The 19131-nt window shown below is 43.3% G+C and carries 19 protein-coding genes and 1 tRNA gene; 13 read left to right on the top strand and 7 right to left on the bottom strand.

The features are described 5' to 3' along the window. A partial coding sequence (locus QZY09_RS23985) for a site-specific integrase (RefSeq protein ID WP_295677063.1) occupies nt 1–980 on the bottom strand: 980 nt, incomplete at its 3' end. A 250-nt stretch (nt 981–1230) separates the two neighbouring features. Next, nucleotides 1231–1302, bottom strand: a tRNA-Glu gene (locus QZY09_RS23980). A 330-nt stretch (nt 1303–1632) separates the two neighbouring features. Here QZY09_RS23980 and QZY09_RS23975 point away from each other — a divergent pair. The 6 genes from QZY09_RS23975 to QZY09_RS23950 all read left to right on the top strand — a co-directional run bounded on the left by QZY09_RS23975 (nt 1633) and on the right by QZY09_RS23950 (nt 8306). Continuing rightward, on the top strand, nt 1633–1914 hold the full coding sequence (locus tag QZY09_RS23975; protein ID WP_295677060.1) for a DUF427 domain-containing protein: 282 nt from the start codon (nt 1633–1635) through the stop codon (nt 1912–1914). Between the two features lies 1 nt (nt 1915). Further along, the gene (locus QZY09_RS23970) at nt 1916–3301 is read left to right on the top strand and encodes a mercuric reductase (protein WP_295677057.1); all 1386 of its coding nucleotides are present in this window, start codon (nt 1916–1918) and stop codon (nt 3299–3301) included. A 269-nt stretch (nt 3302–3570) separates the two neighbouring features. Next, on the top strand, nt 3571–4533 hold the full coding sequence (locus QZY09_RS23965; protein ID WP_295677055.1) for an ABC transporter ATP-binding protein: 963 nt from the start codon (nt 3571–3573) through the stop codon (nt 4531–4533). After that, on the top strand, nt 4526–6094 hold the full coding sequence (locus QZY09_RS23960; RefSeq protein ID WP_295677053.1) for an ABC transporter permease/substrate-binding protein: 1569 nt from the start codon (nt 4526–4528) through the stop codon (nt 6092–6094). Before QZY09_RS23965 ends, QZY09_RS23960 begins: the two co-directional genes overlap by 8 nt. 5 nt (nt 6095–6099) lie before the next feature. Next, nucleotides 6100–7278, top strand: a complete 1179-nt coding sequence (gene egtB, locus QZY09_RS23955; RefSeq protein WP_295677051.1) for an ergothioneine biosynthesis protein EgtB — start codon at nt 6100–6102, stop codon at nt 7276–7278. A 20-nt stretch (nt 7279–7298) separates the two neighbouring features. After that, a complete protein-coding gene (locus QZY09_RS23950) occupies nt 7299–8306 on the top strand; it encodes an L-histidine N(alpha)-methyltransferase (RefSeq protein ID WP_295677048.1) in 1008 nt (335 codons plus the stop codon). 4 nt (nt 8307–8310) lie between these two features. Here the strand turns inward: QZY09_RS23950 and QZY09_RS23945 are convergent, their stop codons facing one another. Further along, on the bottom strand, nt 8311–8859 hold the full coding sequence (locus QZY09_RS23945; protein WP_295677045.1) for a hypothetical protein: 549 nt from the start codon (nt 8857–8859) through the stop codon (nt 8311–8313). 19 nt (nt 8860–8878) lie between these two features. Further along, nucleotides 8879–9817, bottom strand: coding sequence for an SPFH domain-containing protein (locus tag QZY09_RS23940; RefSeq protein ID WP_096356841.1), 939 nt, complete (start codon nt 9815–9817; stop codon nt 8879–8881). Nucleotides 9818–9911: 94 nt separating this feature from the next. Between QZY09_RS23940 and QZY09_RS23935 the strand changes: the two genes are divergently transcribed. Continuing rightward, a complete protein-coding gene (locus tag QZY09_RS23935; protein ID WP_295677039.1) occupies nt 9912–10100 on the top strand; it encodes a hypothetical protein in 189 nt (62 codons plus the stop codon). Between the two features lie 6 nt (nt 10101–10106). Here the strand turns inward: QZY09_RS23935 and QZY09_RS23930 are convergent, their stop codons facing one another. Continuing rightward, a complete protein-coding gene (locus tag QZY09_RS23930) occupies nt 10107–11237 on the bottom strand; it encodes a CapA family protein (protein WP_295677036.1) in 1131 nt (376 codons plus the stop codon). Between the two features lie 55 nt (nt 11238–11292). Next, nucleotides 11293–11871, bottom strand: coding sequence for an NlpC/P60 family protein (locus QZY09_RS23925; protein WP_295677035.1), 579 nt, complete (start codon nt 11869–11871; stop codon nt 11293–11295). A 382-nt stretch (nt 11872–12253) separates the two neighbouring features. On the opposite strand from QZY09_RS23925, the gene pdhA reads away from it, so the two are divergent. From pdhA to QZY09_RS23905, 4 genes are all read left to right on the top strand, one after another. Next, nucleotides 12254–13249 carry a pyruvate dehydrogenase (acetyl-transferring) E1 component subunit alpha gene (pdhA, locus tag QZY09_RS23920; RefSeq protein ID WP_295677033.1) on the top strand — a complete coding sequence of 332 codons (996 nt, stop codon included), beginning with the start codon at nt 12254–12256 and terminating at the stop codon, nt 13247–13249. A 50-nt stretch (nt 13250–13299) separates the two neighbouring features. Then, entirely contained in the window at nt 13300–15006 is a 1707-nt protein-coding gene (locus tag QZY09_RS23915) for a pyruvate dehydrogenase complex dihydrolipoamide acetyltransferase (protein WP_295677030.1), read from the top strand. A gap of 187 nt (nt 15007–15193) precedes the next feature. Then, on the top strand, nt 15194–15670 hold the full coding sequence (locus QZY09_RS23910) for a DinB family protein (RefSeq protein WP_295677027.1): 477 nt from the start codon (nt 15194–15196) through the stop codon (nt 15668–15670). Nucleotides 15671–15834: 164 nt separating this feature from the next. Then, on the top strand, nt 15835–16215 hold the full coding sequence (locus tag QZY09_RS23905) for a CoA-binding protein (protein ID WP_295677025.1): 381 nt from the start codon (nt 15835–15837) through the stop codon (nt 16213–16215). Between the two features lie 42 nt (nt 16216–16257). Here the strand turns inward: QZY09_RS23905 and QZY09_RS23900 are convergent, their stop codons facing one another. Then, nucleotides 16258–17226 carry an NAD-dependent epimerase/dehydratase family protein gene (locus tag QZY09_RS23900; protein WP_295677022.1) on the bottom strand — a complete coding sequence of 323 codons (969 nt, stop codon included), beginning with the start codon at nt 17224–17226 and terminating at the stop codon, nt 16258–16260. 166 nt (nt 17227–17392) lie between these two features. Here QZY09_RS23900 and QZY09_RS23895 point away from each other — a divergent pair, with 166 nt between their 5' ends. Continuing rightward, a complete protein-coding gene (locus QZY09_RS23895) occupies nt 17393–18577 on the top strand; it encodes a formimidoylglutamase (protein WP_295677019.1) in 1185 nt (394 codons plus the stop codon). A gap of 43 nt (nt 18578–18620) precedes the next feature. Continuing rightward, nucleotides 18621–19131 (top strand): DUF4369 domain-containing protein (locus QZY09_RS23890; protein ID WP_295677016.1); only part of this gene is annotated, 511 nt, incomplete at its 3' end.

The raw sequence follows: 19131 nt of genomic DNA, 5'->3' as shown, positions 1-19131 counted from the left end.
TTCATCTTTTGGTTACTTAAAACAGGCAATAGTAAGCCCTGATTTTCACATTGCGGGTGATCTTGATAGCGGTTCAAAATTTCTAATGCTACGGGTAAAAGCGGTATCCTCGTAGATGTATCTGTTTTTTGCCTGCTTGTAAATATCCATCGGTCACCGTCCATGCCTATGCCTATTTCATTTCTCCTTAGTTTTTTTACATCGGCATAAGATAATCCAGTATAGCAACAAAATACAAAAACATCGCGCACCTGTGATAAACGGTCAACAACAAATTTTTTGTTAGTGATAGCATCAAGTTCTTGTTGCGTCAAATAAGTGCGCTCCTTTGCCTTCGCAGTGGATTTAAAATTAATAAAGGGATTTTGCTTTAGCCAGCCATTGGCAATACAATGATTAACGATTTTTTTAAGGTGCTTAATATATTTAGCCGCAGATACACCGGTGATTTTACAATTTACTTTCAGGTAAAACTCAAAATCAGTAATAAAAGCATGATTTAATTGGCTAATCTCTATATCTGTTTTACCATATTTTTCTTGCAGGAAGCCAGTAAGGTGTTTTTCAGATGTGTTATATCCTTTCAATGTATTGGGCTCAAAGCCGTTTCCGATTAATGCTTTGACCTTAGCATTATGCTCTTTAAATAATTCCATCAGGAAACGGCTTTTTTGGTTCTTTCCTGTGAACTGATTCTGCAAGCTTTCAGTTGTTACTTGCTGGTTTGTATCAATTAATACTTGGTGCGCATTACGAAGTTTTGTTTGCAGACTGTCTAAATAGTTGTTAATTGACTTGATTTCTTCTTTGGTTCCAATTGCACGTCCTGCATGGTTGTTCCATTTGGCCGGATCACAATCGCGTCCGACGGATATATCCGCGCGTTTGCCGCTAACTGTGATGCGCATGTAGATGGGCATAGCACCCCCTTTGTAGTTTTTTTGCTTTCTGATGTAGAAAAGCAGATGGAAATTACTCATAATTACAAGCTTAAAAGTTAAACAAAAGTAAGTTTGTAGCCTGCTTTTATCAAGATGTTCACACGCTGAACAGGTTGACAATCAATTAATTATAAGCAATTCGGTGCGTAGTCATTTTCCATTTAGTTATGCACCGAATTACGCTCATTTTTGTTGCGTTTTGATGCATAATATGGTGCTTTGATACAATAAAAAAAGCCTGCAAACTTTTGATTTGCAGGCTTTTAGCATCTTTTGGTATTGTTTTTTGTAGCCCGTAGGGGAATCGAACCCCTGTTTCAAGAATGAAAATCTTACGTCCTAACCCCTAGACGAACGGGCCAATTTTTGAGATGCTGTGCCTTTCAGCCCAATGAGTCCCTTTATTTTGGGATTGCAAAGATAAAGTTTTAAAGAGAAAAATAAAATAAAGTTTGAATTTTTTTAAAAAAGTCGGGGAGTCCGAAAAGTCAGGAAGTCCAAAAGAACTTTTGGGGTGATTTTTTAAGCTTGGTTCTATGCTTTTAATTACCTTTTTCTTTCGGACTTTACCATCTTTCGGGCTTCCCGACTCCTAAATATTTGACATTCCTCAAACAAAATGACGCTCCCTGCATTTTATATATCGTAATATCCGCTTACCTTTATAATACAAAAATACCTTACCAGTTATATGAAAGCAATATGGAACGACCAGGTGATTGCCGAAAGCGATGAAACCATTGTGGTTGAGAATAATCATTATTTCCCGAAAGAAAGCGTTAAAACCGAATACCTGAGGCCCTCACCGGCACATACTACCTGCATATGGAAGGGCAAGGCATCCTACCATACCCTGGAGGTAGATGGGAAAGAAAACCTGGATGCAGCCTGGTTTTACCCCGACCCCAGCCCTGCGGCAGCTCAGATTAAAGGGTACATCGCCTTTTGGAAGGGTGTAAAAGTAACCGGCTGATATGAAACAATACGATGCAATAGTGATCGGATCAGGCCAGGCGGGAGGGCCATTGGCTAAAAAGCTGGCGCTTGCAGGGAAAAAAACCGCCCTGATTGAGAAGCGCTGGATTGGAGGCACTTGCGTAAATGATGGCTGTACCCCTACAAAAACCATGGTCGCTTCCGCAAAAATGGCGTACATGGCTGATAACAGCCTGTCCCTCGGTGTAAAAATAAAAGGCTTTACGGTGGACATGGCGAAGATCAAAAAAAGAAAGGACGCCATAGTCCACCAGTTTAGGGATGGCAGCCAGAAGGGGCTGGAGGCTACCAAAAATCTTGATGTTATCTTCGGCGAAGCTACATTTACAGGTGATAAAACCATTTCGGTAAAGCTGAACAGCGGCAGGCTAAAGGAGTTTAATGCCGACTTGTTTTTTATCAATACCGGCGCCAAGCCCTTAATCCCTGAAATTGAAGGGTTGAATGATATCGACTATTTAACATCCACCACTATCATGGACCTGGATAAAGTGCCCGAACATTTATTGGTGATCGGCGGAAATTATATTGGGCTGGAGTTTGGGCAAATGTTCTGCCGCTTTGGCAGCAAAGTCACTATTGTTGAAAGGTCGGGCCGGATCGTGTCCCGCGAGGATGAAGATGTTTCGGAAGAGCTTACCAAAATATTAGAGGAGGAGGATATCACCATTCATTGCAATGCCATAACTTCAAAGATCAAAAAGAAACAGAGTGATAAAATCACCGCAACAGTATTAATTAACGGGTCGGAAAAAAAGATCAGATGCTCACACGTGCTTATTGCTATAGGACGCTTGCCGCAAACGGCCACTTTAAACCTGCCGGCAACGGGGGTTGAAATGGATGAACGCGGTAACATTAAGGTAAACGATAAATTGGAAACCAATATTAAAGGTATTTATGCTTTGGGCGATGTAAAAGGCGGTCCAGCCTTTACACATATCAGTTACAACGATTATACAATCGTTTACCGCAACCTTATAAAAAACGAGAACCTAAGCATAAAAGACCGCCAGGTGCCTTACTGCATGTTTACCGACCCGCAACTGGGCCGCATCGGCCTCGATGAAACGGAAGCCAAAAAACGTAAGCTCAATTATAAAGTGGCAAAACTGCCCATGGCTTATGTTGCCCGCGCTATCGAAACCGGCGATACCCGCGGTTTTATGAAAGCCCTCGTTGACCCGGATACCAAACAGATCCTCGGTGCCACCATTTTAGGGCCCGAGGGCGGTGAAACCATGACCATTTTACAAATGGCAATGGCAGGCGGCATCACCTATGATGAGATTCGCTACTTTGTATTTGCCCACCCACTTTTCGCCGAATCGTTAAATAATTTATTTATGACATTCGATACTTAGCTGCCTGGAATGAACCTATTAAAAAGCCGGGCCTGTGTGATTCCCCTGTTTAGAGGGGTGGAGGGGTGTGTTGATAAGCGCGACGAAAAACACACACACCTGCCCCTCTCAAGAGGGGAACCCGACGCGCTATTCCGGTTTAACGCGCCTGGGCCTTGTGCGATTCCCGTCTTGAGAGGCCTGCCTGCCGACAGGCAGGAGTGGAGGGGTGTGTTCCTGCGCTTGCAACTACGGATGCCATCCTTTTATTCATTTATCCTGTTTAAAAGATGATAAAGGTTGAACAGCTCTGCAAACACTTCGGTAAGGTTAAGGCCGTGGAAGGGATCTCATTCGAAGTGGAAGAGCATGAAAACCTTATACTTTTAGGCACCAGCGGCTGCGGCAAAACCACTACACTTAAAATGATCAACAGGCTCATCGAGCCAACATCAGGTAAAATCTTTATCGATGGAAAAAACATCCTGGAGCAGCAGCCCGAAGTATTGCGGCGCGGCATTGGCTACGTGTTGCAAAATAATGGGCTTTTTCCGCATTATACCGTTGCCGAAAATATTGCTATTGTGCCGCAACTATTAAAATGGGATAAAAAACGTATCGAAAAACGAATCATTGAATTACTTGAAAAGTTACATCTTTCAACGCGGCTTCTCGGCGCCTACCCTGGTGAGCTAAGCGGTGGCCAGCAACAGCGTGTCGGCCTGGCCCGGGCGCTGATAGCCGACCCTGCGGTATTGCTGATGGATGAACCCTTTGGTGCGCTGGATAATGTTACCCGTTCAAAAATACATGCGGAGTTTAAGGCGTTGGATGAGCTTAAACGAAAAACCATTATTATGGTAACTCATGATGTGCAGGAAGCCTTTGAACTTGGCGACCGCATTTGCATTATGGATAAAGGCAGGATTGTACAAATGGGAACACCGTCAGAATTGTTGTTTAATCCCGCTGATGATTTTGTTTCCGGGTTTTTAAAGGAGCATAAGCTGCAGCTCGAACTTCGGTCGGTACAGATGCATAATATATGGCAATGGCTTGCCATTCAACCGGCTAAAATGGGGCCTGGCATACCAGCTGAAACCAATGTTTGGGCAGGGATGGAACTCTTTAAATTTAATCAGGAAGATTTCATCAACATAACCCATAAAGAAACACATGAGGTTAAATCGGCCAGTTTTGAGCAGCTGATGTCGGCTTTCTATCAATATAAAAAACAACAGGCGCATGAATGAGCAGCAATCTTTATGGGATTTTATGCGCCAGCAGTCGGGCAAGCTGGCTGAACAAACCGTTCAGCATATCGGGCTCACTTTTATCTCATTATTCATTGCTGTCCTCATTGGCTTGCCATTGGGCGTCTTCATCAGCCGCAGAAAGCAATTCTCTGGTCCGGTTTTGGGCGTTGCAGGCATATTGCAAACCATCCCGAGCATCGCCTTACTGGGTTTTATGATCCCTGTTCTGGGCATCGGCGCCAAACCCGCGATTGCAGCGTTGTTGCTGTATGCCCTGTTGCCCATCATCCGCAATACTTTTACCGGGATTACAGGTGTTGACGCTGCTGTTAAAGAAGCTGCGGTAGCTATGGGAATGAGCAAATGGCAGGTATTAAAAAAGGTGGAGCTGCCGCTGGCAATGCCGGTGATCTTCGCCGGGGTCCGCACAGCCACCGTAATAACTGTAGGCGTTGCCACATTGGCTTCCTATATCGCTGCAGGTGGGCTTGGCGAGTTTATTTTTGGAGGAATTTCCTTAAACAATACCAATATGATCCTGGCAGGTGCAATTCCCGCAGCACTTCTGGCCATACTTTTTGATTTTTTGCTGTCGCGATTGCAGCTTTTAAATCTTAAAAAACTAAAAACTGCCACTAAAATGCTGCCACTGCTACTCATCTTGCTGTCCTCATTTTACTGGCTCCCGTCAGCCTATGGCAGCAAACTCAAGGCGGGCTTCACCCCTGAGTTTATGGGCAGGCGCGATGGTAACCTGGGCCTCCAAAGCAAATACGGTCTGCGAATCCGTACCGTGGTGATCAGCGATGCAGTGATGTATAAAGCTGCCTACGAAAAACAGCTCGACGTAATCAGCGGTTATTCAACTGATGGAAGGTTAAGGGCATACAATCTGGTGGTATTAAAAGATGACAAAGGAATATTTCCGCCGTATTACGCCGCACCCATTATCAGAGAAAGCTCACTAAAAAAATTCGCATTATTAGAAAATGTACTAAATTTGTTAGCCGGAAAAATAAATGACAGCACCATGACTGCCCTAAACTATCAAACTGATTACCTTCACCAAAGCCCCGAAAAAGTGGCAAAGGATTTCCTGGTTTCACAAAAATTATTGCGCCCCGCACAAAACGGGAATGAAGGCGTGGTACGGATCGGGTCGAAAATATTTGGCGAACAATACATCCTTGCGAATATTTACAGCATGCTGATAAAAGGATATTCCAATTATGATGTTGCCACAAAAACAGGGCTTGGCGGTACAAAAATATGTTTTGATGCTTTGACGAATGACCAGATCGACCTTTACCCTGAATATACGGGAACCGGCTTGCTTGCAATTTTACAGCCTTCCGTCAAAGTAATCGACTCGGTGAGTGCCAGCAGCAAGGCAACCTATAATTATGTAAAGGATGGTTTTGAGAAAAAATATAACATTAAATGGTTAAAACCAATTGGGTTCAATAACGCGTATGCTTTGATGATGAGACGTGAGCAGGCTAAAAAATTAAATATTAAAACAATTTCTAACCTGAAACGATATTTGGATAACAGGTAACACTAATGGACATCGCCGAAAAAATAATTTCACCTGATCTGGCAACACGCTATATCGTTGTTCGCAAACGCACGGAGCAGATCTGCAGCCCCCTGCAGACGGAGGACTATGTGGTTCAGCCTGTAGTTGACGTAAGTCCGCCTAAATGGCATATCGGGCATACAACCTGGTTTTTTGAGACCTTTATCCTGGAGCCGTATTTTATGGGCTACCAGGAATACAACCCGGATTACAACTATGTATTCAACAGCTACTACGAAACCGTAGGAAACCGGGTGATCCGCACCGACAGGGGTAACCTCAGTCGCCCTACAGTGATTGAAATTTACCGTTACCGTGAGTACGTAGACGAGGCGATGCTGAAGTTTTTGCACGAAAGTATTGGTGACGACATAAAGGAGTTACTGATACTTGGTCTGAACCATGAGGAACAGCACCAGGAACTGTTATACACCGATATCAAATTCATTTTGGGCCATAACCCGCTTTTCCCGGCCTATTCAATGGATTACGTTTCGCCGAAAGTTAATTGGGTGGAAAATGAAAAATTCATCAACATAAAAGAAGGCATTTATGAGATCGGTTTTAAGGGCGACGGCTTTTGTTTTGACAATGAACTGAACCGCCATAAAATTTACCTCCAGCCTTATGCGATCAGCCCAAACCTGGTAACCAATGCCGAATACCTTGAGTTTATGAATGCCGGCGGCTACCACGATTTCAGGCACTGGCATGCCGAAGGCTGGGACTGGGTAAAAATCAATAAAATTGAATCGCCGATGTACTGGCATTTGATTGACGATGAATGGTACCAGTATTCCTATCATGGGCTGGGACCCTTGAACGCGAAAGAACCGGTTTGCCATATCAACTATTTCGAGGCCTATGCTTATGCAGCATCGAAAGGACTGAGGTTGCCGACGGAATTTGAATGGGAAGTTGCCGCCAAACAATTTAGTTGGGGCAAAAGCTGGGAATGGACCGAAAGCAGCTACCTGCCTTATCCCGGTTTTACTAAAGCCCCGGGTGCTATTGGCGAATACAATGGCAAGTTTATGGTAAATCAAAAGGTATTGCGCGGTGCTTCGGAAGTAACACCTCCGGGGCATAGCCGTGTTACCTACAGAAATTTTTTTCAAACAAATTTACGCTGGCAGTTTACAGGCATAAGGCTGGCCAAATAAAAACCGACTATATACTACCAATGAAAAACATTGAAAACATACAGGCTGTCCCGACGGCTATCGGGATAACCCGGCCTGAAAAAATAAAAAGCAGCCAGTTTTACGCGGATGTAATAACGGGTTTAAGCGCGCAGCCCAAATATTTAAATTCCAAATATTTTTATGATGCGGTTGGCGATAAACTTTTCCAGGACCTGATGAGCTGCGGGGAGTATTACCCAACCAATTGCGAACTGGAAATATTCGGCGAAAAAACGGCCGAGATCTGCAGGGCCATCATTGGTAATGGAGATGCTTTTGACCTGATTGAGCTGGGCGCCGGTGATGCCACCAAATCGGCGTACCTCTTAGCTTATCTTTTGGAAAATAACGCCGATTTCACTTATCTGCCGATTGATATTTCTGATAATGTGATTTCTTACCTTAATATTACCTTGCCGGTAACTTTACCGGGAATTAAAATAAAAGGCCTGAACGGGGAGTATTTTGAAATGCTAGAAACAGCGGCCGCTGTTTCAAATAAACGAAAGGTGGTGATGTTTTTAGGATCAAACATCGGCAATATGGAACATGACGATGCCGTAGGATTTTGCAGGAACATGCGGGCGCACTTATCCGAAGGCGATATGCTGCTGATCGGGTTCGATCTTAAAAAAAATCCAAAAACAATATTGGCTGCGTATAACGATAAAGAAGGCATCACCAAAAAGTTTAACCTTAATTTACTGGAACGGATTAACCGGGAGCTGGATGGTAATTTTGATGTAACCAAGTTTGAACACTATCCCACTTATGATCCCGAAAACGGCGCCTGCAAGAGTTACCTGGTAAGCACCTGCGGCCAGGAGGTAAACATAGGCCCAGCAACCGTTCGTTTTTTGAAGGATGAGTATATTTTTATGGAGATCTCGCAGAAGTTTTCTATCGGTCAAACTGATGAAATGGCTATCAGTTCCGGCTTCAAACCTGTTGATCATTTTTTTGACAGCCGGGAATGGTTTACAGATGCGATATGGATAGCGGAGTAAGGATTTAATTTTTAGCTATCGGCATATAATTCAACCGTTGCTGAAAATAGGCGTCCCAGCTGTGTTGCTGTACACGATTGGTTGAATTTTGGGTATCGGTGTCGTAATTTTGGTTGAGTTTTTTATACTTGGCTTCAATACGGTCGAAAATATTATCGGCTACTCTATGGTAATCGGCCCGGAAAACTGTTCGGCCAACCGTTCTTAATAATTCCTGCTGCTCCATATAACTGATGTTGTAGTGCCCCTGTTCGTGCTTTAATATTTCTTCAAGCATTTCCCTGGAGCCGATCGTCGACAGGTTCATCCACGAACGATCACTGTTCATTATCAGTTTTATATAGAAGGTTAAAACATAATAATCCCTTTCAGGCCTGGCACTGTAACTATATACAATAGTACAATTAGTGTAAGCAATCGCTCCATCGCCATTGTTAGCCGGCGTCCCTTTAAAGTCGTTAACAGTTAACCTCTTATAAGGCTGTGCAAACGTCAGGCTGTAAAAAAACATTAATGCGGCTACGAGAATTAGCCGCCTGACCCTTATTTCCATTTATGTAAAAGTAAAAATTTTACTTTTTGACTTTATCAGCATGCAATTGGTTTAATGCCATTAATTCTTTCATGGTATGCTGCATGGCATCGGTTGATCCGTCAAGGAAAATAACGTTGCCTGTGGAGTTTTCTGCAAAATGCTTGATGGATTCTGTCCACATGGTAAACAGGATAACTGAGGTGTCCATATTGGCATCCTGCATTTCCTTAGCAGCTACTGACATACCCTTGGCCACTTCCTCACGAAACAACGCAACACCCTGGCCGCGCAGCTGCGATGCCTGGCGCTCAGCTTCTGCCGATATTTTAATGGCGTTACCTTCTGCTTCGGCAGCTTTGGTTTTGGTGATCAGCAGGGCCTGCCCTTCATTTTCGGCGGCAGCCTTCAGGTTATTGGAGGCAACCACCTGGCTCATTGATTTCATGATCACTTCATCAAAAGTAATATCGTTTAATTGCAGATCCTGTAAGTGATAACCCCAGCCTTCAAGCACTACGTCCAGTTGTTCTTTTACGTGTTCAACAATATCCCTCCGGAGTATCAGCACTTCCGACTGGCGCTTCGTGGCTACAAAAGCCCTGATTGAGCCTTCCACCGTGCGGATAAGTGCCTGCATCAGGTTACGATCGTCAACAAACTTAAATGCTACGTTTTTAATGGTCTCCTCCTGCTGGTCGAGTACTGAATAAAGCAGCATCGCTTTAAAGTAAACGTTGGCCTGATCAAAGGTCACCGCCTGAAACTCCAGTTCAACTGAACGGTTTTGGATTGAGATTTTTGAATAGATGCTCTCAATAAATGGTAATTTAAAATTCAGGCCGGGAGTTAAGATCCGGCGATACTTTCCAAAAATGGTAATTACTACGATAGTGCCCTGTTTTACAGACACAAACGACGAAAACAAAACTACCAGGATAATAAAAACAAAAATTAAAGTGCCTATTTCAGGTGTCATAATCAATAGTTTAATGGGTATAAATATAATGGTAATTATTGGTGTGCTATTTGTTTTGTATAAAAAGCTTTAAATAAAAACAACAATAACCATTATGAACTTAAAACGAACATTCGGAGCGATACTAACTGTGCTCGGTATAATCGGCCTCATCTATGCCGGCATTGAAATTATAAATCACAACGGTAACTATACTACCCTTATTGTTGTAGGCGTAATTGCCGTTATGTTTTTCTTTACAGGTATCAGTCTTGTTCGTACTACTAATGATGATGCTAAATAATCGGCGCTAATGCTGGTACCTTACCGGCGATATTCTTCCATCAAAAGTTATACTAAGCCCAGGCTGCTCAAAATCAGTTTCAGTCAACATTTTTATATGGCCTGCTACCCGGTTAAGGCTGTCGGGAGTTAAACCGTTATTATGTGACTGTATATTGGATAGTATCCGGCCATTTAAAAACTCTCCCTTTTTATTAAGGTAGACTTTTAATACCGGGGCCATGCCGCAAATACCCGCCACACTAACACACCTGTAGGTACAAAAGTTAGCGAGGCTATAGGCAATCAGCCGGTTTTTGTAAAGTTCCATTGCCCTGCAAACGTGTGGTCCGTTTCCCAATATGATATCAGCGCCCGCATCAATAGCATTATGCGCAAAGGCATGTACATCGCCGCGGTTTTCGGTAATAAACTTTTCGTAAGTACAGGGGATGTGCTCATAAGCGGCACCCTCGCCACCGCCATGAAAAGATACGATCACGATATCACATTGCTGTTTTAACTGTTGGATAATCTCTGTTGATTTTTTCAGGTTGAGGAGCGGTAACGTTTGTCCGTTTGGCGCGAACGCGCAAAACCCATAGGTAATGCCATTTATTTTAAAAATCGCCGAAGGTTTGCTGTTTAGCCCGCCGTATTGGATACCAAGGCTATCGAGTACTTTCATCGTACTTATGCGACCCTTTTGGTCAAAATCATTACTATGGTTATTGGCAAGGCTAAGTACATTAAACCCAGCCTGTTTAATTACCGCACCGTAACTCACCGGCATCCTGAATAAAAAAGCAGGCTGTAGCTGGTGCATTTTAAAATATGCCGGTGCGCCGGTATCCAGTAAAGTGCCTTCAAGGTTACCGAAAGTGATATCGGCGTGGTGTAATTCATCCAAAACGTTTTTAAAGCTGTTTTTAGCACTGGCCGGGGGTAAAGTGCGGCTATCGGGGTACGATGTGCCGAGCATGATATCACCAACGGCAGCGATACAAACAGAATCGGGTACTGTCTTTGGCTTGTGTGCAACAATTACAGGTTTAGCTTTAGGCTGATGGCTTTCAGCATGCCTGCTTTCCCGGGCTTGCTCACAGGAAGAAAAATATAAGGCCGCGGTAATTAATAATAGCAGGTATCGTTTACTCATTCCAAAAAAAATCCTCTCATAAATGAAAGGATTTTTTTTGAAATATAAAATATTATTAATTCTTGCCGTTATCGTCTTCCTGTTTTTGAAGCTCCGCTTTAAAAGAATCAAGCATTCGGCCTCCCCTGTAAAAATAACGCTTATAATAAGCATCATCAAGGCTGCTGATTGCCACACCTCTTGATGAAGCATGAGCGAAACGGTTATTACCCAGATAAATGCCTACGTGCGAAATACGGCGGCTGTGTATTTTAAAGAAAACCAGGTCGCCCTCCTGTAAATCGTCCTTCCTTACAGGGCTAACCATGCTGAAAATATCCCTTGAGCTGCGCTGAATGTCCATGTTGAACACCTGGCTGTATAATTCCTTTGTAAACGCTGAACAATCAATACCGTGCCTTGAACTTCCGCCAAAACGGTATGGAGTACCGATCCAATCATATACAAAATGGAAAAGTTTCATATTTGAAGTAGCAGAAAGCGCAACACCCATAATTTGGGATAAATAATCTTTCGCTAAACTTTCCTGATCATCTGAATTTTTATTGTCCGCAGGGCTTGGACTTTCTTTTGTTTGCGCCTGAACGGCTAAAACACTGAAAAATAGTGCAATAACGATAGTAATTTTCTTCATTTAACTTAAATTCTGTTGTTATTAGGCCAACAAATGTTTATTAAATTGGACACCCTGTCTATTGTTGGCTACAAAACTATTTAAAATTTTGATAATTGCAATAAAAAGGTCATTTTTTTCCACAATTGTAACAAAGTGTTAATAATTTGGGGGTTTATGTAGATCACAACCCCGTCTTCAATTTCGATTTTCCTAATTTCATGGTCAAGTTTGCCGGTATTTAACAAACTTAAACTCTTTAAAAGAACGGTTTATTGCCTATTACGCAACAAATAAAAAAATAAGCATAAAACTCGATAACAAATTCATCGCAGTTTCGATATTTTCAAGGATATAATTAGATTTGCGCTTTACTCGTAAAATTGATCGTTTAATATATTACATGAGTTCAATCGAAATAAATAAAGACACCTACCTGATGTGGTACGAGTCGATGCTTTTAATGCGCAAGTTTGAGGAGAAAGCAGGCCAATTATACGGACAGCAAAAAATCAGAGGCTTTTGCCATTTATACATTGGGCAGGAAGCAGTTTTGGCGGGCGCCATGTCAGTAATCAAACCGGAAGACAGTATGATCACCGCTTATCGTGACCATGCGCACGCCATTGCCAAGGGCGTTAGCTCCAATGCAATTATGGCCGAACTTTACGGTAAAGCAACCGGCTGCTCCAAAGGCAAAGGCGGCTCGATGCACATGTTCAGTAAAGAACACCACTTTTATGGTGGCCATGGCATTGTAGGCGGACAGATCCCGATGGGGGCCGGCGTGGCATTTGCTGAAAAATATAAAGGCACTGAGTTTGTAAACATCACCTATATGGGCGATGGCGCTGTTAGGCAGGGTGCAATGACCGAAACTTTTAATATGGCCGCTTTATGGAAACTGCCCGTAATTTTTGTTTGTGAAAACAATGGCTACGCTATGGGTACATCCCTTGCCCGCACCACGGCTGACACTGACATTTATAAATTAGGCTTACCGTATGGCATCCCATCCTCACCTGTTGATGGTATGGATCCGGCCGCTGTTCACAAAGCAATGGATGAAGCGGTTCAACGGGCACGCGCAGGCGAAGGACCAACCTTTTTGGAAATGCGCACATACCGGTACAAAGGGCACTCCATGTCAGATCCGCAGAAATACCGTACCAAAGATGAGCTGGAAAGCTACAAGGCAAAGGATCCTATCGAACTGGTAAAACATACTATTATTTCGGAAGGTTATGCTGATGACAAATGGTTTGAAGAGATTGACGCGAAAGTGAAAGCTGAAGTGGAAGAATCCGTTAAGTTTTCGGAAGAATCACCATGGCCTGAGGCATCGGAATTATATACTGATGTGTATGTTGAAAAAGATTACCCTTTTATAAAGAGCTAATCATTACATTTAAACTGGATTTTAAAAATAACTACAGATACATATAGTATATGGCCGAAGTAATTAAGATGCCGAAAATGAGCGATACCATGACTGAAGGGGTATTAGCAAAATGGCATAAAAAAGTTGGTGACAAGGTAAAATCCGGCGATGTAATGGCCGAGATAGAAACCGATAAAGCTACCATGGATTTTGAATCGTACCAGGACGGAACACTGCTTTATATTGGTGTTGAAGAAGGTAAAGCTGTTCCGGTGGATGCATTGATAGCGATCATTGGTAAAGAAGGGGAAGACTATAAAGCTTTACTTGCCGGCGATACAGCATCAGCGGCACCTGCTGCTGAAAGCAAGCCCGCGCCCGCAGCAGAAGCTGCTACTCCTGCTGCTGTTGAAGAAAAGAAACCCTCAGCTCCTGTAGAAGCAAAGCCAAAGATCGACAAAAGCAGCATCCCTGCTGTTGTTATCCGGATGCCTGCCCTTAGCGACACCATGACTGAAGGGGTGATCAACAAATGGAACTTTAAAGTTGGCGATAAAGTAAAATCAGACGATTCACTGGCGGATGTGGAAACCGATAAGGCTACCATGGAAGTAGTAGGGTATGAAGAAGGTACTTTATTATATATCGGCCCCAAAGAAGGTGAAGCAGCGCCGGTACATGGCATTATCGCCATTGTAGGTAAAGAAGGCACTGATATTACCCCATTATTACAAGAAGACGATGCACCTGCCGGTAAATCTGCTGAAGAAGGCGCGCCGGCTGCTGCCGAAGCTGCCGCAACAACCGAAGCTGAAACAGACGGCCCGTCAACAGCTGACGACAGCCGTGTAAAAGCGTCGCCACTGGCACGTAAGATTGCAAAAGAAAAAGGCATCAACCTTAATGATGTAAAAGGAAGCGCCGAAGGCGGCCGCATTATCAAGAAAGATGTTGAAGAATATGTTCCGGCTGCGAAGGCAGTTGCAGCACCTGTAGTTAGCGCTGCTGCAGCAGCACCTGCTGCAGCAGCACCTGCTGCCGCCGCGCCCGCTGCTACAAAACCTGCCCCGGTTAGTGCAAGTTACACCGGCGAAGAGAAATTTACTGAGAAACCGGTTAGCCAGATGCGCAAAGCTATCAGTCGCCGTTTATCTGAAAGCTTGTTTACTGCACCGCATTTTTATGTAACCATGAGCATTGATATGGACCAGGCTATTGCAGCCCGCACCCGTATCAACGAAGTGGCTCCCGTTAAAATATCATTTAACGATTTCGTACTGAAAGCCTGCGCTGTTGCCTTAAAACAACACCCGGCGATCAACTCTTCATTCCTGGGCGATAAGATCCGCTTTAACGAGCATGTACACATTGGTGTAGCGGTTGCTGTTGACGAAGGCCTGCTGGTACCGGTAATTAAATATGCAGATGGCAAATCATTAAGTGCTATATCAGTTGAAGTAAAAGAATTTGCAGGTAAAGCCAAAAGCAAAAAACTGCAGCCAAATGAAATGGAAGGTTCAACTTTCACCATCTCAAACTTAGGCATGTTTGGAGTTGATGAGTTTACCGCTATTATTAACACACCGAACGCCTGTATCTTGGCAGTTAGCGGCATACAGCAAATACCTGTAGTTAAAAATGGCGCGGTAGTACCGGGCAATGTAATGAAAGTTACCCTGAGCTGCGACCACCGCGTGGTTGACGGCGCTACAGGAGCCGCATTCCTGCAGACCTTAAAGTCAATGCTGGAAGAACCGGTAAGGCTTTTGATTTAAGATTTTAGAGTTACGATTGTTTTGATCGTTATAAAGCGATGGGTTTTAGGGCTCATCGCTTTTTTTATTGCCTGGCCTGCCATAAAATAGCTTCGGGAATCGCCCGGGCAATCCAAAAGATACTGGCAACGCAAGATTTTAGATTTATCTTTGCCGACAATAAAAATGCCAATTACCCTAGCTTGAAATGGAAATATCAACACAACTCAGTAACGATTTAACGGAAGTATTGCAAGGAAACCCATGGTATGGCCCATCGGTTTACAAGACCATTGAACAGGTAAGTTTTGAGGCGGCATTTGAAAAACCGCCCGGGTCGGTACATTCGATAGCAGGAATCCTGCTGCATATGATCTCGTGGACAGAGGAGGTGATCGACCGGATGAATGGTTTACCATCGCAGGTGCCTTCCAGCGGCGACTGGCCGGACTCCGGAACGCCCGACGAGCAAAAATGGCAGAATTATGTCAGCGACCTGAAACTGGTTAACGTAAATTTACTGGGTATTATCCAAAACTTCCCCGAAGAACAATGGACCAACCAGGTTATTGGCACAGTTGAAAACGATCCGGGCACGACATTTGACGCTTTGGTAAAAGGTTTGATACAACATCACATTTATCACTCGGGGCAAATTTCATTACTATTACGGATTATTGATTAGGATTACACCGTATGGAGAATGATTGCACCGATTATCGATATGATAAAATCAGTGAAACCGAGCGTAGCGAACTCATGAACACCAATTAAAAATAAACACCTGGTGAATAATCATTAAAAGCAATCGGTGTAATCAACAACACAAAATCGGTGAAATCATAAAAAATGGAATCACAAAAAACAACAAATAAAAAGACTCTGGTTTTAGGTGCAACGCCTAACGAAGCCCGGTATGCCAATCTTGCCGCCAACCGGCTGGTACGGAGCGGGCATAGCATTGTAAATGTTGGCATCAGAAGGGGAGAAGTTGCCGGCGTACCTATTGAGCGTCCCGAAACCATTTACGCAGATATTGACACCATCACTTTATATGTGGGGCCACAACACCAGGAAGCATTATACGATTATATCTTAAAAACTCATCCTAAAAGGATCATTTTTAATCCCGGGACAGAAAATTCGGCGCTTCGGAAACTGGCTAATGAGCAGGGTATCGAAACGGAATACGCCTGTACACTGGTTTTGCTTTCGATAGGCCAGTATTAGGGAAATACCATAAAATTTACTGAGACGAAAAGTATTTCGTCTCTACGCGTTTAATTTTTCACAAATTTCTTTTATAGTAATACTTATCGGCTTAAAATCAATGCCGATAGCTTTTTTGATTTTAGAATTGTCGTAATCGCGGGTAATTGTCGCTGCCTGTGCCGATACTTTATCAATTGCCGGCGCCCTGCCGGTAAGCATTGCTGCTAATGCGGCCCCGCGCCAGGCAACGCCCATCATAAAGGCGCTGGCATGCATTGCCGGCGGTTTAATACCAAAATCCCGTGCAATTTCACTGGTAAGTTGTTTGTAGTTCCGGTTTTCGGCGCTGACAATATATCGTTCACCACTAATTTTAGTATTCATCAGCGCGATCATGCTTTTGGCAACATCTTCCACGTCAACAAACCCGCAGCTACCTGATGTGTAAAATTTAAGTCCTTTTCTTACGGTTTCAAAAAGTTGCCCGCTGCCTTTAATACCGGCATTAGCGCCAATAATGATTGACGGGTTCACGATCACTGCGTGCAAACCTTCGGCAATACCGCGCCAAACCTCCATCTCGCTTTCCAGTTTGGATATCGCATACCCATCGTCTTCCCTGTCAAGGTCAAGGTTATGGTTTTCTGTCACCAGATCCCCTGGTTTCGACAGCCCAATCGCAGCAACTGAGCTTACATGCACCAGCCGCACCTTTTGCTGCATGCATAAGTTAACCAAATTAGCGGTTCCGGCGATGTTGGTTTTTATCATCGGCTTTTTATCGGCACGCTTAAGCGATACCCATGCGGCACAATGATAAACCTGTTTTACATCTTTTAACGCTTCTTCAAGGGAAAAAATATCCAGCAGATCAGCATCCATCCATTCAATCATGGCTTCAAAAGGGAGCAAAATTGCTGGAATTGTAGATGATACCCGTTTGGTACACCGGAAACGATTACCTTGTTTTGCCAGCTGCAAAGCCAGTTCTGAACCTAAAAAACCAGTCGCCCCGGTAACTAATATCATTAATTTGAAAATTTGAAAATCCGACAATTTGAAAATGCCTTCTGCAAAGATGCTAAATCAAACTTTCAAATCAACTAATCTAATAATTTGAATATGTTTGTCTTTTATATTGCGATACAGATTTGTCATCATCAAATCTTCAAATTAAATAATTTTCAAATTAAAAATGTCTTTATCTGATTTTTTTACACCCATTGATGCTGAAAAGATCATTCCCAAAAAGGGATATGATACCAGCCAGTTGGGTAGTAAGATCGAATATTTTTCGGTTGATTTTCCTGACCTGGAACAAAAAAAAGATATTGCCCTCATCGGGGTACTGGAAGACCGTAACGCGATCAATAATGCGGGCTGTGCATTAGGGCCTGATTATGTACGCGAAAAGTTTTACCAGTTGAACGAGGGTAATTACAATACCAAAATCGTCGACCTTGGAAATATCAGGCAGGGCGCTGCGGTAACCGATACCTATTTCGCCTTGAAAACGGTGGTGAATGAACTGGTAAAAAAAGATATAATCCCGGTAATTATAGGAGGCGGACAGGACCTTACCTATGCACAATACCTGGCCTACGAAACACTTGAACAGAAAGTTGACCTGGTGATCATAGATCCGCGCTTTGACCTGGATGACGACGATAAGGCTATTGACACCATCGAAACCACGTCCACATCGTATCTTAATAAAATATTTTTACACGACCCCAACTACCTGTTCAATTTCAGTAACCTGGGCTATCAAACTTATTATACCAGCCAGGACAGCTTGCGGGTGATGGATAAATTATACTTTGATACCCACCGGCTTGGCGAAATAGCTGGAAATGTTGCGGTTGCAGAGCCAATTATCCGGAATGCAAGTATGGTTAGTTTTGACATGGGAGTCATCAGATCATCTGATGCACCTGGAAATACCAACGCAAACCCCAATGGATTTTGGGGGAACGAGGCATGCCAGCTGGCGCGCTATGCCGGTATTAATGATAAGCTGAGTTCGATAGGTTTTTATGAATTTAACCCGGCTTACGATAATAACGGACAAACCGCAATGCTACTGGCCCAGATGATCTGGTATTTTATGGATGGCGTATACAGCCGAAAAAAGGATTTTCCGCTCCATCCAAAATCACAATACTTAATTTATAAAACCAGTTTAATGCATGATGAACATGAATTGGTATTTGTAAAAAGCAAAAAAACCGATCGGTGGTGGATGCAGGTGCCGTACCCCAGCCGGGGCTCAAAAAATGAGCGCTTTCATTTGGTGCCCTGCAGATATGACGATTACAAGACCGCCGTATCGGGCGAAATGCCCGACCTTTGGTGGCGTACCTTTCAAAAATTAAACTAAAAATCTTATTTAAGCGTTAACACAGCTTAGTTAATATCAAAAAATGAAGAAACTGTTTTTATATATCGTCCTGCTTTTACCTGTAGCCCTATTTGCCCAAGATCCGCAAGCTTTTGTAATAAAAGGGAAAATAGGCACCCTGAATGCACCTGCGAAAGTTTACTTAGCCTACCAGGTTGGTGCCACCAAGGTGATCGACTCTGCTTTGATCGCCAATGGCAGCTTTACTTTTAGCGGAAATGTATTGAACCCAACCAATGCTTCCATGCTGCTCGACCACAAAGGAACAGGCATCACCAAAACAGACAGTACTTCGGATATTTTGAATTTTTATATTGAGAAAGGCGAAATAGGTATTACCGGCCCGGACTCGGCCTATAAAGCTGTTGTTACCGGTTCAAAAATAAATGATGACAGTAAACGGCTCATCGGCCAATTGAAACCGATAAATGACAGGGCCAACGCATTAAATGCCGAGAAAAGGCGCGCTTCAGAAGCACAATTAAATTCAGCTGATTTCCAAAACAAGATGGATAGGGGATTCAAAGAACTGC

The organism is uncultured Mucilaginibacter sp. (assembly GCF_903913935.1).
Lineage (GTDB): Bacteria > Bacteroidota > Bacteroidia > Sphingobacteriales > Sphingobacteriaceae > Mucilaginibacter.
Note: the sequence above shows the minus strand (reverse complement) of the source record. Positions and strands in the feature narration are given on the sequence as shown.

Coding starts and splice junctions, on each gene's coding strand:
- QZY09_RS23915 (WP_295677030.1), top strand. CDS start 13,300: ATGGCCGAAGTAATTAAGATGCCGAAAATGAGCGATACCATGACTGAA.
- QZY09_RS23925 (WP_295677035.1), bottom strand. CDS start 11,871: ATGAAGAAAATTACTATCGTTATTGCACTATTTTTCAGTGTTTTAGCC.
- QZY09_RS23945 (WP_295677045.1), bottom strand. CDS start 8,859: ATGGAAATAAGGGTCAGGCGGCTAATTCTCGTAGCCGCATTAATGTTT.
- QZY09_RS23895 (WP_295677019.1), top strand. CDS start 17,393: ATGTCTTTATCTGATTTTTTTACACCCATTGATGCTGAAAAGATCATT.
- QZY09_RS23930 (WP_295677036.1), bottom strand. CDS start 11,237: ATGAGTAAACGATACCTGCTATTATTAATTACCGCGGCCTTATATTTT.
- QZY09_RS23900 (WP_295677022.1), bottom strand. CDS start 17,226: ATGATATTAGTTACCGGGGCGACTGGTTTTTTAGGTTCAGAACTGGCT.
- QZY09_RS23960 (WP_295677053.1), top strand. CDS start 4,526: ATGAATGAGCAGCAATCTTTATGGGATTTTATGCGCCAGCAGTCGGGC.
- pdhA (WP_295677033.1), top strand. CDS start 12,254: ATGAGTTCAATCGAAATAAATAAAGACACCTACCTGATGTGGTACGAG.
- QZY09_RS23905 (WP_295677025.1), top strand. CDS start 15,835: ATGGAATCACAAAAAACAACAAATAAAAAGACTCTGGTTTTAGGTGCA.
- QZY09_RS23965 (WP_295677055.1), top strand. CDS start 3,571: ATGATAAAGGTTGAACAGCTCTGCAAACACTTCGGTAAGGTTAAGGCC.
- QZY09_RS23975 (WP_295677060.1), top strand. CDS start 1,633: ATGAAAGCAATATGGAACGACCAGGTGATTGCCGAAAGCGATGAAACC.
- QZY09_RS23970 (WP_295677057.1), top strand. CDS start 1,916: ATGAAACAATACGATGCAATAGTGATCGGATCAGGCCAGGCGGGAGGG.
- QZY09_RS23950 (WP_295677048.1), top strand. CDS start 7,299: ATGAAAAACATTGAAAACATACAGGCTGTCCCGACGGCTATCGGGATA.
- QZY09_RS23910 (WP_295677027.1), top strand. CDS start 15,194: ATGGAAATATCAACACAACTCAGTAACGATTTAACGGAAGTATTGCAA.
- egtB (WP_295677051.1), top strand. CDS start 6,100: ATGGACATCGCCGAAAAAATAATTTCACCTGATCTGGCAACACGCTAT.
- QZY09_RS23935 (WP_295677039.1), top strand. CDS start 9,912: ATGAACTTAAAACGAACATTCGGAGCGATACTAACTGTGCTCGGTATA.
- QZY09_RS23940 (WP_096356841.1), bottom strand. CDS start 9,817: ATGACACCTGAAATAGGCACTTTAATTTTTGTTTTTATTATCCTGGTA.